The sequence below is a fragment of the Mycobacterium sp. DL440 genome (assembly GCF_011745145.1).
In the GTDB taxonomy this organism is placed as follows: domain Bacteria; phylum Actinomycetota; class Actinomycetes; order Mycobacteriales; family Mycobacteriaceae; genus Mycobacterium.
Genome location: NZ_CP050191.1, coordinates 5,695,410 through 5,708,795, shown reverse-complemented (window position 1 = coordinate 5,708,795; position 13,386 = coordinate 5,695,410). Strand labels below are relative to the sequence as shown.

Here is a 13,386-nt window from a genome sequence, read left to right as displayed (position 1 = left end):
TCCTGTCAGTTCTTCTCGTCGGAAAGGATGGTGACCGCGGAGACCGCGGTAGGGCCGCCGATGTTATGGGCCAGCGCGACGCGCGCGCCGTCGACTTGATTCTCTGCCTCGCCACGCAATTGGTTGAACAGTTCGTAGCATTGCGCGACACCGGTCGCGCCCGGCGGATGCCCCTTGGCCTTCAATCCCCCGCTCGGGTTGATCGGGATCGAACCGCCCACGTAATGTTCGCGGCCCTCGACCAGTTTGTAGGCTTCGAACCGCTCGGCGAACCCGAGATCCTCGTAGCTGATCAGCTCGACGCCGGTGAAGCAGTCGTGGACCTCTGCGACGTCGATGTCGCGCGGCGTCACACCGGCCATGGACATCGCAGCCTTCGCCGCCTTGACCGTCGGCGGGAATGTCGTCATATCGCCCTTGTGCTGGTGCATCACCCGGTCCATGCCCAGCCCTACGCCGCGTACCCAGACCGGTCGATCGGTGTAGCGGTCGACGACCTCCTCTGCGGCCAGGATGACGGCTGCCGCACCGTCGCTCTGCGGCGTGCAGTCATACAGTCCGAAGGGCTCTACCACCATGGGAGCAGCCAATGCCTGCTCAACGGTGATCTCGTACCGCAGTTGGGCTTTCGGGTTCTTCAGGGCGTGGAAGTGGTTCTTCACCGCAACCATCGCCATGTGTTCCTTGGTCGCAGGCGACTCGTGCAGGTAGCGGACGACGTGTAGCGCGAAGTTCGCCGGCGCGACCAGTCCCAACGGATAGTCCCAGGCGTTGTCGCGGGTCATGGCCGCCCAGTCCCAGAACGTCGTCGTGGACGAAGTTTCCCGGACTTTGTCCGCACCGACCACAAGCACCACATCGTAGAGACCCGATGCGATGGCCAAGGTACCGTTGCGGATCGCGTCATTGCCGGTAGCGCAAGCATTTTCGACACGGGTGACCGGGATGTCGGTCAGATCGAGGGTGTCGGCCAGGATGCCGGACGGGAACCCGTCGGTGGTGGACAGTTCGCCGAACCAGGCGGCCTCGATCTCCGATTTTTTGATGCCCTTGTCGACGTTGGCCACCGCCTCGGAGTAGGCCATCGGGACCAGGTCTTTGATGCCGAGATCGAAATGCTCGGCGAACGGCGTCATCCCGGCGCCGACGATTGCGACGTTCCTCATGCGTGGGTTCCTTCCGCAGTCGAGGGCCAGAACGCGTAGCCGTAGTCGGGCACGCCGGCACGGTCGGCGAGCTTGCGCAGGACCACCGAGCCCGACTGACCGATGGCAGCGTCGCCCGCGGGCACGCCGGTGATCTTCATCAGCACCCGCACGGTACTGCCTTCGAGCTGGACCACGGCGATCGAATACGGGCCGGGCAAATCCGGTACGGGAATCCGGATAGTGGTCTGGGTGTAGATGGTTCCGGTGCGCGGCAACGGTTCCAGCCGGTAGTCGGTGACCAAGCCACCGTCGTCGTCGACGCGCGCACGAGGCGGGAACTGCGGAGTGGTGCCGATGCCGGGTCGCTCCTCGAACACTGCCGCCTCCCAGCGCAGCTTGGGTTCGAACGCGCGGGCGTAGGCGGGCAACGAGATCGGGATGCCGTTGCCGTCTGCCGTGCGGAGCGTGGGCATCGCCCGAGCCGGGGCCTCGTCTCGGGCGATGGTCGGGGCTTTGGCTGACGTGCTGACTTCGGCCGCCGTCACGCTGGCCTGCTCGATCGCCACCAGCAGACCGCTCGTCTGCCCCTTCTCGATGAGATCGGCCAGTGCGCGGATAGCTCCGGACGCCGACGAGATCGGGTATTCGATCGCCCCCGTGACGCCGACCGTGACGCCGAGCTCTCTGGCCTTTACTCCGACAACGGCCGCAACCGTCCGGGAGTTGTCGAGCCCCAATCGCGCGACGGTCGACCTGACCCCGACCTCACGCTGCAACCGGGGGTCGCCGTACTGGTGACGCGTGCCGTCCTCACCCCGCGTGGTGGTCGGCAGACTGCGGATCTGCCGCGCGACCGGTGCGAGCGTGGCGCCTTCGGCGCCGGTCAGGACTGCCGCCGCCCCGGCGACCGATGCGTCGTCTGCGGCGATGACCAGGGTACCCTCGGCCGCTCCGAGGATCTGATCGAGCACTGCTGGTGCACCACCGAGCACTTCGCTGACCGCCACATCGGCGGCCAGCGACAGCCCTGCCAGCAGGACACCGCCGTTCCCCCCTTCCAGCAGCGGAAAATCGCGGGACACCAGCACCACGCGACGGGCGATGGCATTCGGGTCGGCGGCACGACCGGCGGCGACCGCCATGGTCAGCGCGTCCTCGTCGGGCCCTTTAACCCTGCGTTCGCGGACGGTCCATGGCGGCAGGTAGGTGCCGATCGCGGCGACCTGAGTCATAACGCCTCACTTTGGTCGGTGGCCGCGCCAAGCAGCCAACTAATGCGCTATATAGTTATAGCATTCAAGTCTACGGTCAACTGACAGCGGAAGGACAACTGGACTGTGAGCATTCCCGCTCCTGGCACTCTGAAGAACCGTGTCGTCGTGGTGACCGGCGCCAGCCGCGGCATCGGCGCTGCCATTGCGGCGCGCGCGGCCCAGGACGGTGCGGCGGTGGCACTGCTGGCCAAGACCCAGACGCCCAACCCGAAGATCGCGGGCACACTGGCCGAGACCGCAGAGTCCGTGCAACGTGCCGGCGGACAGGCACTTCCGGTGGCGTGTGATGTCCGTGATGCCGCCGCGGTGGCATCGGCCGTCGCCGCGGTCGCCGACGCGTTCGGCGGGATCGATGTCGTGATAAACAATGCGGGCGCGCTGGATCTGCGACCCACCCAGACCCTGCCCCTGAAGAACTTGCGTAGGCTGCTGGAGATCAACGTCGAGGGCCCCTTCGCGGTGGTGCAGGCAGCCCTACCCCACCTGCGCCGATCGGATAATGCGCACATCGTCAACGTTTCTCCGCCGCTGAATCTGGAACCAGGGTGGGTGGGCGCCCATGTAGGGCACACCGTCGGCAAGTATGCCGAAAGCCTGCTCACCCTCGGCTGGGCCAACGAGTTCGCCTCGGTGCCGATCGCCGTGAACTCGGTGTGGCCGGCCACCACGATCGCCAGCACCGGAATGATGGTCGCGATGGGCCAGGCGGAGGCGCGCGCCCAGGCACGGAGCCCGCAGATCATGGCTGATGCGGTGCACGCGTTGGTTATCCGCCCCGCTGCAACCTGCAGCGGGCGCTTCTACACCGACGAGGACATCTTGCGCGAAGAAGGTCACGACGACCTGTCGGATTATCGACTGGCCACGCATGAGCAGGACCTGACCCCCAACTTCTATCTGGCGGCCACCCGGTGAACGCGGTCGACGACCCCGAACTGGCCAAGTTGCGTTTCGCCGTACGCGACTTCCTACGAGCCGACCGCGCCGAATTCGGCTGGCAGCCCGCCGTCGACGCCTGGCTGGCCGGCTGGGACGAGGCATTCTCGGCACGATTGGGTGCCGCGGGGTTCGTCGGCCTGACCATCCCGCGCCGCTACGGCGGCCACGAACTCGGCCACCTTCACCGATACGTCGTGACTGAGGAACTCGTCGCCGCGGGCGCACCGGTCGCGGCGCACTGGAGCGCCGATCGGCAGGTCGCACCGAGCCTGTTGACCTACGGCACCGAGCAACAGCGCGAGCGGCTTCTACCGAAGATAGTTGCAGGAAAGCTGTATTCGTCGATCGGCATGAGCGAACATGGCGCCGGGTCGGACCTTGCCGCGGTGACGACCAAGGCGACCCGTACTGACGGGGGCTGGATATTGTCCGGCACCAAGGTGTGGACCAGCGGAGCCCACCATGCGCATCAGGTCGTGGTGCTGGCCCGCACCAGCCCCTCAGACTCCAAGCACCGCCACGCCGGATTCAGCCAGTTCCTGGTGCAGTGCGCAACCGCGGGCGTCCGTATCGAACCGATCATCCTGATGTCGGGCGCACACCACTTCAACGAGGTCATCCTCGACGATGTCTTCGTCCCGGATGCCGACGTCCTCGGCGAGATCGGAAATGGTTGGCACCAGGTCACTTCGGAGTTGTCGTTCGAACGCAGCGGACCCGAGCGCATCTTGTCCACCGGGCCGTTGCTGTTGGCCGCGATCCGCGCACTTGGGTCCGGACCGGCACCCGATGACCGCACTGCCGCCGCTGTCGGTGACCTGCTGGCCCAGTTGATCTCGTTGCGGCAGCTGTCGTTGACGGTTGCCCGCACGCTCAGCGCGGGCGACGATGCGGCGAACCAGGCCGCACTGGTGAAAGATCTCGGCACCCGCTTCGAGGCCGAATCTGTCGAACTCATCGACGACCTGATCGAGACGTTACCCGCGAATCCGGAGCTGAAGACCATGCTGAGCACGGCCTGGCTGCACAAGCCCATGTTCACGTTGCGCGGCGGTACCAACGAGGTGTTGCGTGGCGTGATCGCACGTGGAATGGGGTTGCGATGAGCCAGACGAGCGCACTCTCGGGCGGAGTGTTCGCCGCCGAGAACCGCCAGGACGACGATGCTGAATTGCGCCGGCTCGTCGATGAACTGGGACGGCGATCCTACGATGCCGGTCTCGGTAGGCGCGGCGTCCCCGAGCTGCTCGATGCCGAGCTTTGGCGCAACCTCGAAGACACCGGGCTGGCGCGGCTGACCTGCACCCCTGACGCCGGAGCGGGACCTCACGAACTGGCGATCGCTCTCTACGGCCTGGCACGCCACGCCGGCGCGGTCCCATTGGCCGAAACCGACGCGTTGGCAGGCTGGCTCGGCCGACAGGCCGGCGTCGAATTGCCGGATGGTCCACTGACAGTGGCCATCGCCGATGCCGACACAGGCGGTGACCGGATCACCGGCACGGCACACTCGGTGCCATGGGCCGCGGCATCTGCGGCGACGCTCTTGGCGGTGCGTGTGGACGATGGTCTCCGGGTCGGCCTGGTTGACACCGGCAACTTGCACGGGGATCACAACCTGGCGGGTGAACCCCGTGATTCGCTCCTATTCGATGTGCCCGCCGATCAGTTGCGAGCAGTAGACCCGGCGCTAGGCGTCGAACTTGCACGACGCGGCGCTTGGTCGCGCTGTGTACAGATTGTCGGAGCGCTGGATGCCGCTGCCGATCTGTCGGTGAGATACACCCGTGAGCGCGTCCAGTTCGGCCGCCCGCTGAGCGCCTTCCAGTCCGTACAGCAGTCTCTGGCTGGGATGGCGGGTGAGATCGAAAGGGCACGCGTCGCTGCCGAACTCGCTGTGACAACAGCATCCGGGAATGGCTTCGACTGTCCCGAAACCGACTATGCCGTCACCGTGGCCAAGGTGACAGTCGGGCGGGCCGTCGGCCCGGTAACCACCGTCGCGCACCAGTTGCACGGCGCGATCGGCGTCACCCGTGAACACCCGCTGTGGTTGTTTACCTTGCGCGCTCAGAGCTGGGCGCAGGACTACGGCACCACCGCACACTTCGCGCGGCGCCTGGGTCGGATGGCACTGGCCGCCGAAGATCCGTGGGACCTCGTCACGGCGACATGACGCCAACCGTGACTTGTGGAGTTTGAGCCGCGGTCGCCGCGGCTCAAACTCCACAAATCGCTAAATCAACAGTAGAAAAGGAGAACTCATGACGGTAAAGAAGTTCGAAGGTGCATCCGCGATTGTCAGCGGTGGCGCAGGTGGGCTGGGAGAAGCCACGGTACGCCGGCTCCATGCCGACGGCCTCGGGGTGGTGATAGCTGATCTCGCCGCCGACAAGGGCAAGGCACTGGCCGATGAGTTGGGCAGCCGAGCACTGTTCGTCAGCACCGACGTGACGAGCGACGACAGCATCCTCGGCGCCATCGAACAGGCCAACCAGCTGGGGCAGCTCCGCTACGCGGTGGTCGCGCACGGCGGATTCGGTGTCGCTCAACGCATCGTGCAGCGCGACGGCAGCCCGGCCGATCTGGGTGGCTTCACCAAAACCCTGGACCTCTACCTGACGGGCACCTACAACCTGACCCGCCTGGTGGCGGCATCAGCTGCCACCGCAGAACCGCGGGACGACGGCGAACGGGGCGCCATCGTGATGACCGCCTCGGTAGCAGGGTATGAGGGTCAGATCGGCCAGACCGCTTATGCTGCAGCAAAAGCGGGTGTCATCGGGTTGACCATCGCGGCCGCCCGCGATCTGAGTTCGGTTGGCATTCGGGTCAACACCATCGCACCGGGAACCATGAAGACACCGATCATGGAGTCGGTCGGCGAGGAGGCCATCGCCAAGTTCGCCGCCAACATTCCATTCCCGAAGCGGCTGGGCACACCGGACGAGTACGCCGACGCTGCGGCATTCCTGCTGAGCAACGGCTACGTCAACGGCGAAGTGATGCGGCTCGACGGAGCGCAGCGCTTCACCCCGAAGTAGCGCAGAGCGCAGTGGTGCACGGTCTGGCCCACCAGCCAGACCGTGCACCGTGCATTACAACCGTCCGTCCACCTGAAGCTGCGGGTGCACCCAGGTCGGCGAGTTCTTCTGCTTGAATGCGCGGAAACCTTCCCGTGCCTCAGGGCCGAACAGACTTGTCTGCATGCCGATCCGGTCGAAGAGGCCCAGGTAGCTGTCCAGGCTGGACTTGATCACACCCCGCGCGCCGGGTGCGGTCCGGCAGCATTGCCCGAGAAGCTCTTTCGCGGTATCGAGCAGTTCATCGTGGGGCACCACCCTGGCCACCATGCCCCACTCGACCGCCTCCTCGGCGGTCAGCGTGCGGCCAGTGAACATCAGATCCTTGGTCCGGACCGGGCCGATCAGACGGGCCAGCACCTGGCTGTAATACGTATCGGCGATCCCGCGGAACAATTCGGGCACCCGGAAGGTGGCCCGATCACTGACCACGGCCAGGTCACTGCACATCGCGATCTGCAGACCCCCGCCCTGGCAGAGCCCATTGACCGCCGAGACCACCGGTTTGGGTGACTGGCGCAGAATGTCGAATGGTGTCACGTCCATTCCCATGGTGGACGCGAAGTCCATCCAATTGTCCTCGGCAGCCTGCCCAAGATCACCGCCCGGCGCGAAGACGTCTCCGGTGCCGGTGATCAGCAGGCCCGCAAGATCAGGATCGGCGTTGACCCGACTGATCGCGTATCTGATCCCGAAGTACATCGCGGGTGTCATCGCATTACGCGCCTGCGGCCGGTCCAGCGTGCAGATCGCGAAGGCGCCGTCACGCTTGAAGGTGAGGAATGGCGTCCCCAGCCAATCACCGTCGGGTGGACGCGGACCGCCGTTGGCAGTGTCGGACATGTGAGATCCCTTCTAGAGCATCGATGACCAGTATCCATCAAATTAGACAAATAGTTGTATGATTCCAAACTCTCCGCGTAGCATTCACGACGTGGCGCACTTCACATGTGTCACGTCAGGACGCCGCCCACCCGAGCGCGGCCCTCGATCTAACACCGGAGGAAATGAGAATGGGTTCACTGGACGGACGGGTCGTCTTCATCACCGGCGCCGCTCGCGGACAGGGGCGTTCGCACGCAGTGATGTGTGCCGAGCAAGGTGCCGACATCGTCGGTGTGGATATCTGCGAGAACCTCGACATCGTCCCCTATCCGCTCGGGACCGCCGAGGAGTTGGAGGAGACCGCACGCCTGGTCGAAAAGACCGGCCGCCAGATGCTGACTCGCAAGGCCGATGTCCGCGACAAAGCCGCACTGCAGGCTGCATTCGACGCCGGCGTGGAGCAGTTCGGTCACATCGACACCGTGCTCGCCAATGCAGGCGCCGTCCTCACCAATGCCGATGAGCGCGATGCCTCCGAAGCCCTCCGGTTGGGCCTCGACATCATGCTCGTCGGTGTGTGGAACGCCTTTCAGGTCGCCATCCCCCACATCAAGGAACGCGGTGAGGGCGGCCACCTGATCGCGACCAGCTCCATGATTGCGCTACTGGATCTCACCGACGGCCGCGGCGGCAGCGACGCCTATCTGATGTCCAAGGTCGCCATCGTCGGCCTGGTTCGGGCCTACGCGGCCATGCTCGCCCCCGACCGCATCCGCGTCAACGCGGTGGCGCCGACCAACTGCGCCACGCCGATGATCACCGAGAACCCGGCGCTGTTCAAGGTGATCGAAGCGAACCCGAGCATGGTCAACGCCGTACAGACCGCGCTGCCGGACCTGCCGTTGATCGAACCCCGCGATGTCTCCAACGCCATCCTGTTCCTGCTCAGTGACGCGGGCCGGTCGTTCACCGGCAGCCTGCTCAAGGTTGATGCGGGAATGGACGTTCGGCGAGGCTAGCGGAGACCCCGGCAATGCACTTCGGAATCGAGGGACGATCGGCGCTGATCGTCGGCGGCAGCAAGGGAATTGGGTTCGAAGTAACCAGAATGCTTGCCGCGGAAGGTGCCCGGGTGGCCATACTGGCCCGGACCAAGGCCGATGTCGACGATGCGGTGGAGGCGATCCGCTCCGAGGGTGGCACTGCCCTCGGCGCCCCCGCCGACGTGAGTAGCCCACAACAGCTGGCAGCAGCCGTCCGTGCGGTGACCTCCGAACACGGGCCACCGCTCATCGTGATCGGGCAGGCGAAGTACCAGCGACCGGGGGACTTCGTCGACATCAGTGACATCAACGTCTACCGCGAGTCGTTCGAAGCGCACACCATGAGCCAGATCCTGCTGCTGCAGGCGGTGTTGCCCGCGATGCAGGAGGCCGGCTGGGGCCGGTTCGTGCATATCGGGTCGGCGACTGCCAAGGAGCCGGCAGGCAACATCCACCATGCGGTGGCCAACACCAGTCGCCCCTCCACGATCGGCTTGCTCAAGACGGTGTCCGACGAGTACGCGCAGCACGGCATAACGGTCAACACCGTCGCACCCGGCTGGATCGAGACCGAGAACTCAATCGCCTACCTTGACCAGCATTTCGGTGCCAGCTCCGAAGAGGAGCGCCGCGACTTCATGCTCTCCCAGGCTCGCGTACCGGCCGGGCGAATGGGAAAGTCGCGCGAAATCGCCTCACTTATCACGTATCTGTGCTCAGAAGCTGCCGGATACCTCACCGGCAGTTGGATCGAAGTCGACGGCGGCTTGCACCGCTCAGCGTTCTAAACCCAGGAGAACACGTGAATACCCTTGATGCACCCGAACTTTCCTTCGCGAGCCTGCCCATGGCCGTCGATCGTGGGGTTGGGTGGAAGGCTGTGCGGGACGCCGGACGGGTAGTGTACATCGACGGCTGGTACTACCTGTCACACCGCGAGGATGTGCTCGCCGCACTGCGCAATCCGGAACTCTTCTCGTCGAAGAAGGCATTCGACGTGCTGGGCTCCCCGCTGCCACTGGTGCCGATCTCCTTCGATCCGCCGGAACACACCCGGTTCCGCAAGATCCTGCAGCCCTTCTTCAGCCCGAAGACCCTGAACGAGATGTTGCCGTCGCTGCAGAAGCAAGCGCTCGACATCATCGATGACGTGGTCACGAAGGGCGAGTGCGAGGTGGTGTCCGATATCGCGATCCCCTACCCCTCACAGGTGTTCCTGACGCTGTTCGGGCTGCCGTTGGAGGATCGGGACCGTCTCATCGCCTGGAAGGATTCGGTGATCGCACTGGCGGATTCGCCGACACTCGAAGGTGTCGACCTGACCCCGGCAATGGAACTGCTCGCCTACCTCACCGAGGCGGTCAACGAACGGAGGGCCAACCCCGGACCGGATATCCTGTCCCAGGTGCTCACCGGCGACGACGCACTCGACGACGGCGAAGTGATGGGACTGGCCTTTCTGTTCGTGCTTGCCGGGCTGGACACCGTCACCGCAGCGATGAGCACGGCGCTTCTGGAACTCGCCCGCAATCCCGAGTTGCGCGTCAAGTTGCGCGAGGAGCCCGATCAGATGAGCGTTTTCGTCGAGGAGATCGTCCGATTGGAGCCACCTGCACCAATGCTTCCCCGGGTCACCACCCAGGAAGTGACCATCGGGGACTTCACGCTGCCTGCCGACACGCGGGTACGGCTGTGCATCGCCGCGATCAACCGTGACGACAGCGACGAGATCTCATCCAATGACGTCGTAATGGACGGCAAGGTGCACCGGCACTGGGGCTTTGGTGGCGGTCCGCATCGCTGCCTTGGGTCACACCTGGCCCGCATGGAGCTCACGCTCATCCTCGAGGAGTGGCTGAAACGTATCCCCGAATTCTCGGTGGAAGCCGGCTACGAACCGCAGATCGTGTTCCCCGCGAACACCTTTGCCCTGGAGCGCGTGCCGCTGACCCTGGGCTGACCCTACGCCGAGCACTTGACGACGAGCCGCTGATTGCAGCGTCTGTGCGCGATCCGGGTCAGCTCCGGGCGTCACCGGAGGTTTGAATTATCTTGGTGTGAAATATTTTTACCGTCTAAGGATAAGAATTGGCTTCAAAAGCTTGGAACCCTGACAGCACAGCCGTTGTATGTGTGGAGTGCCAGAACGGTGTGCTCGGTCCAGATTCGGTGTTACCTGCACTGGCCACTGACGCCGCGGACCTGGTGGGAAACATACGTCGATTGCTCGGCAGTGCACGTGAATTCGGCGCGAAAGTGGTGCACGCAACCTACGAGGGCAGCCTGGGCGGTCGACCAACCGGCACCGCACGGTTGTGGCGGGTGCTGGGACCTGCCACTGCAGACTGGGCACCGGGAACCCCCGCTGCGGCTGTGGTTCCCGAACTGCTGGCCTCCACAGACCTGGTATTGCCACGCCACCATGGGCTGTTCCCAACCTTGGACTCCGAGTTGTTGCCGGTGCTCAAGGGGCTGGGCGTGACGACCATCGTCCTCACTGGGGTGTCGCTGAACCTGGCGATCACCCACACCGCTGGACACGCCACTCAGGCCGGATTCGACCTCGCCGTCCCACGCGACGCGGTCGGAGGCACGCCGTCAAGTTACGCAGAGCAGGTGCTGGACAACACCATCGCCGTCCTCGGCCAGCTGACCAGCGTCGACGAACTGATCCACGAATGGTCCGGATCAGACCGGATCAAAGCCTGAGACCAGCCAGCGATCGCCGACCTTGTCGAGAGTAACCCGCACACTCGAGGCCGAGTCGGTCGGCCTGTCCTGCCCGACGGTGGTGGTCTGATTGACGAAAACGAGCACGACCGCATGATTCGGGCTCGCCGATACCGAAGCCGCCGCAGGAATCGTTGCGACAGCGGTGATCTGCTTCTGCTTGGAGCCAGGGATCACCACGTCTTCGGTCAACTGAGTGTATGAGTCGCGGAAGTCACCGGTCAGCAGGTCTCGTGCACTGGCGAGGTCGTGTTCCACGCTGTCCGGCTTGTACGACAGCAGTGCCACAGTGGAATCCTTTGCCGCCTGCACAGATTCAACACTTGCGGCCGTTGCGGCGCGCACCGTCGAATCTCGCCACTTCAGCATTCCCGCGGTGAGCCCGAGCAGCAGCACACCAGGCAGCACACCGTAGACCAGCACACGCGTCCAGTTGATTCGTTTTGCCGCGACGACTGACTCCGCTCCCACCGCGTCATCGTCAGCGTTCGCGCCGTCACCGTCGTCTTCTGCCTCGGACTGCGCGTCGCGCTGCTCTGCACCTATGTCAGCAGCGCGATCGGTGATCGCTTCGGTCGCATCGACTTCAGTGGCATCGGCTTCAGTGGCCACCGCGTCGGCCGGCTTGACCTCGTCGGCTGCCGACTCACCGGTTGCGCCCGCATCGAAATGCCGTCTCAGCTTGATCACGGTACAAACCCCACATTCGAAACCTTCACGTCCTCACCGATCTTCAGCACCGTGAGGCGCATTCGCCACGATCGGGGTTGTTGCTCGGGTGCCCCGACGTTGGACGTGTTGACTGTCACCGCAACGATCGCCTGGGCCTCATCACCTGCGACGGATTCCAGACCCGCTTCGGTCACCGTACCCACAGACTTCGATTGCGCCTTTTTCACGACCTCGAGGAACGGCTCGGCACGCTGAGAGAACTCGTCGTGGAACTGGCCGGTTGCGGAGTCGAGGATGCGTTGAATGTCGGAGTCGGCATGCTGAAAATCGATGGTGGTCAGGTTCAGAGCGCCTTGTCTGGCGACCTGCAGATACAGCTCGCGCTCCTTCTCGTCCTGGTGAGACTGGTAGGCGCGGAAACCGAGCCAGCCTGACAGGCCACCCAGCGCCACGACACCGACGAGCCCGACCACGAGCGCCAGTCGTGGGGGCGAAATCGAGCGTTTGGCGTCGGTAGCGGCGTCGGCCGCCACTTCATCCTCAACGGCACCATTTGACGCACTCACTGCGTCGGCGGCATCAGCATCGTCTGCCATGTTTGATCCTTTGCATCGTGGGCCAGATTGGCTTGGGTGTAGACCTTGCCGTCAGGCCCGATGTACGTCCCTGTTGCCGGGTCATAATTCGCCACCGCGATAGGGGGTGGCGGTGCCGCGGCCGGTGCCGGCAGCGCGGTCGAGCCCGGCGTTCCCGGTGGTGGTTGAGGAACCGTCTGACCAGACAATGTTGCGTTGGGGTCGCCCTTCCAGTTGAACCCGTCGTTCAGCGGGACATAGTTCTCGTCGCTCTCGCACATCGCCACCGTCGGCGCCCGCTTTCCCGGACGCGTCTCACATGGCGTGTTACGCGCACCGCGCACGTTCAGCGTCGAGTCCTGCGGCACCCGGCAGTACAGGTCACCCGGCGGGGCGTCGGGGTAGTCCTCGAAACTTGCGGCCCGCTGCTGCTGTGTCGGCAGAAAGCCGGTGGTGCACGGTGGCGGCAGGTTGACGTTGACGTTGAAGCTCAGATAGCCGCCCTTGTAGTCCTGCTTGGTATTTCGGTTAGCCATGATGGCACCTTGGATGGCTTCCGTACCGGTAGGCAGCAGCACCAGCAGCTGTTCCAGGTCGGGCTGATAGGTGACGGCCACCTCGCCGACGGCCACCAGGTTGGTCAGGATCACCGGCAGTGTCGGCTGCAACCTGTCGAACAGGGCACGGACCTCGCCGACTGCCGGCGCGGCGTTCTGCAAAACGCCCCGCACCGCCTGATCCTTGTCCTTCAGTTGCCCGGTGACCGTGGCCAGATGGTTCTCGAGCAGGCGCTGTTCACCCGTCGCAGGACCGACTTCCGTTTCACTACAACGGATTTTGTGCATCATTGCGATGAGGGAAGTCAGTACACATCCCTGACCTCCGCTTATGGTCCTACCCGAGGTCTCCATCCAGACCACGACGGTTCAGACACTGGGTCATCTCATCGAAGCAGAACACCACTGCCCGCGCAGGTGGATTCTGTATAGGCCAACGTCATCGACCAACTCCTTCTCAAATTGCTGACCTTGAATATCTCGGCCTTTCGCGGCTTTAGGCGATGATCAGCCCTGATCGTGGCGACGGCGCCCTTGGGG

Annotated in this window: 13 protein-coding genes and 1 pseudogene; 8 read left to right on the top strand and 6 right to left on the bottom strand. The window is 64.4% G+C overall.

The genetic code is table 11. The annotated features are described in order from the left end of the window. Window positions 1-5: 5 nt before the first annotated feature. Complete coding sequence (locus HBE63_RS27775; protein WP_166908063.1) at window positions 6-1,166, bottom strand: beta-ketoacyl synthase N-terminal-like domain-containing protein; 1,161 nt, start codon at window positions 1,164-1,166, stop codon at window positions 6-8. Continuing rightward, window positions 1,163-2,380: an OB-fold domain-containing protein gene (locus HBE63_RS27770; protein WP_166908061.1), complete on the bottom strand. Its 1,218-nt coding sequence runs from the start codon at window positions 2,378-2,380 to the stop codon at window positions 1,163-1,165. The genes HBE63_RS27775 and HBE63_RS27770 overlap by 4 nt, the downstream gene beginning before the upstream one ends. 105 nt (window positions 2,381-2,485) lie before the next feature. Between HBE63_RS27770 and HBE63_RS27765 the strand changes: the two genes are divergently transcribed. The 4 genes from HBE63_RS27765 to HBE63_RS27750 all read left to right on the top strand — a co-directional run bounded on the left by HBE63_RS27765 (window position 2,486) and on the right by HBE63_RS27750 (window position 6,405). Beyond that, complete coding sequence (locus HBE63_RS27765) at window positions 2,486-3,337, top strand: SDR family oxidoreductase (RefSeq protein WP_243858340.1); 852 nt, start codon at window positions 2,486-2,488, stop codon at window positions 3,335-3,337. After that, window positions 3,334-4,467, top strand: coding sequence for an acyl-CoA dehydrogenase family protein (locus tag HBE63_RS27760; protein ID WP_166908059.1), 1,134 nt, complete (start codon window positions 3,334-3,336; stop codon window positions 4,465-4,467). Before HBE63_RS27765 ends, HBE63_RS27760 begins: the two co-directional genes overlap by 4 nt. After that, complete coding sequence (locus HBE63_RS27755; RefSeq protein WP_166908057.1) at window positions 4,464-5,537, top strand: acyl-CoA dehydrogenase; 1,074 nt, start codon at window positions 4,464-4,466, stop codon at window positions 5,535-5,537. Before HBE63_RS27760 ends, HBE63_RS27755 begins: the two co-directional genes overlap by 4 nt. 88 nt (window positions 5,538-5,625) lie before the next feature. After that, window positions 5,626-6,405 (top strand): SDR family oxidoreductase, encoded by a 780-nt coding sequence (locus HBE63_RS27750; RefSeq protein WP_166908055.1) that lies wholly within the window; start codon window positions 5,626-5,628, stop codon window positions 6,403-6,405. 54 nt (window positions 6,406-6,459) lie between these two features. On the opposite strand, the gene HBE63_RS27745 is transcribed toward HBE63_RS27750, so the two are convergent. After that, on the bottom strand, window positions 6,460-7,287 hold the full coding sequence (locus tag HBE63_RS27745; RefSeq protein ID WP_166908053.1) for an enoyl-CoA hydratase/isomerase family protein: 828 nt from the start codon (window positions 7,285-7,287) through the stop codon (window positions 6,460-6,462). 170 nt (window positions 7,288-7,457) lie between these two features. On the opposite strand from HBE63_RS27745, the gene HBE63_RS27740 reads away from it, so the two are divergent. The 4 genes from HBE63_RS27740 (at window position 7,458) to HBE63_RS27725 (ending at window position 11,021) form a co-directional block, all read left to right on the top strand. Beyond that, on the top strand, window positions 7,458-8,288 hold the full coding sequence (locus HBE63_RS27740) for a mycofactocin-coupled SDR family oxidoreductase (protein ID WP_166908051.1): 831 nt from the start codon (window positions 7,458-7,460) through the stop codon (window positions 8,286-8,288). A 14-nt stretch (window positions 8,289-8,302) separates the two neighbouring features. Beyond that, on the top strand, window positions 8,303-9,100 hold the full coding sequence (locus tag HBE63_RS27735; RefSeq protein ID WP_166908049.1) for an SDR family oxidoreductase: 798 nt from the start codon (window positions 8,303-8,305) through the stop codon (window positions 9,098-9,100). A 59-nt stretch (window positions 9,101-9,159) separates the two neighbouring features. Continuing rightward, a complete protein-coding gene (locus HBE63_RS27730; protein WP_243858795.1) occupies window positions 9,160-10,272 on the top strand; it encodes a cytochrome P450 in 1,113 nt (370 codons plus the stop codon). Window positions 10,273-10,400: 128 nt separating this feature from the next. Then, window positions 10,401-11,021: a cysteine hydrolase gene (locus tag HBE63_RS27725; protein WP_166908045.1), complete on the top strand. Its 621-nt coding sequence runs from the start codon at window positions 10,401-10,403 to the stop codon at window positions 11,019-11,021. Here the strand turns inward: HBE63_RS27725 and HBE63_RS27720 are convergent. The 3 genes and pseudogenes from HBE63_RS27720 to HBE63_RS27710 form a co-directional block, all read right to left on the bottom strand. Beyond that, window positions 11,001-11,732 carry a hypothetical protein gene (locus HBE63_RS27720; protein WP_243858338.1) on the bottom strand — a complete coding sequence of 244 codons (732 nt, stop codon included), beginning with the start codon at window positions 11,730-11,732 and terminating at the stop codon, window positions 11,001-11,003. The genes HBE63_RS27725 and HBE63_RS27720 overlap by 21 nt on opposite strands. Beyond that, entirely contained in the window at window positions 11,729-12,310 is a 582-nt protein-coding gene (locus HBE63_RS27715; protein WP_166908043.1) for a mammalian cell entry protein, read from the bottom strand. The genes HBE63_RS27720 and HBE63_RS27715 overlap by 4 nt, the downstream gene beginning before the upstream one ends. Next, a pseudogene (locus tag HBE63_RS27710) lies at window positions 12,277-13,065 on the bottom strand (MCE family protein); the annotation flags it as partial. The pseudogene HBE63_RS27710 and the gene HBE63_RS27715, both read right to left, overlap by 34 nt. Window positions 13,066-13,386 lie beyond the last annotated feature (321 nt).

Excerpts from the sequence above, each read along its gene's own strand:
- HBE63_RS27730 (WP_243858795.1), top strand. The coding sequence starts at position 9,160 with ATGGCCGTCGATCGTGGGGTTGGGTGGAAGGCTGTGCGGGACGCCGGA.
- HBE63_RS27745 (WP_166908053.1), bottom strand. The coding sequence starts at position 7,287 with ATGTCCGACACTGCCAACGGCGGTCCGCGTCCACCCGACGGTGATTGG.
- HBE63_RS27775 (WP_166908063.1), bottom strand. The coding sequence starts at position 1,166 with ATGAGGAACGTCGCAATCGTCGGCGCCGGGATGACGCCGTTCGCCGAG.
- HBE63_RS27755 (WP_166908057.1), top strand. The coding sequence starts at position 4,464 with ATGAGCCAGACGAGCGCACTCTCGGGCGGAGTGTTCGCCGCCGAGAAC.
- HBE63_RS27770 (WP_166908061.1), bottom strand. The coding sequence starts at position 2,380 with ATGACTCAGGTCGCCGCGATCGGCACCTACCTGCCGCCATGGACCGTC.
- HBE63_RS27735 (WP_166908049.1), top strand. The coding sequence starts at position 8,303 with ATGCACTTCGGAATCGAGGGACGATCGGCGCTGATCGTCGGCGGCAGC.
- HBE63_RS27750 (WP_166908055.1), top strand. The coding sequence starts at position 5,626 with ATGACGGTAAAGAAGTTCGAAGGTGCATCCGCGATTGTCAGCGGTGGC.
- HBE63_RS27740 (WP_166908051.1), top strand. The coding sequence starts at position 7,458 with ATGGGTTCACTGGACGGACGGGTCGTCTTCATCACCGGCGCCGCTCGC.
- HBE63_RS27715 (WP_166908043.1), bottom strand. The coding sequence starts at position 12,310 with ATGGCAGACGATGCTGATGCCGCCGACGCAGTGAGTGCGTCAAATGGT.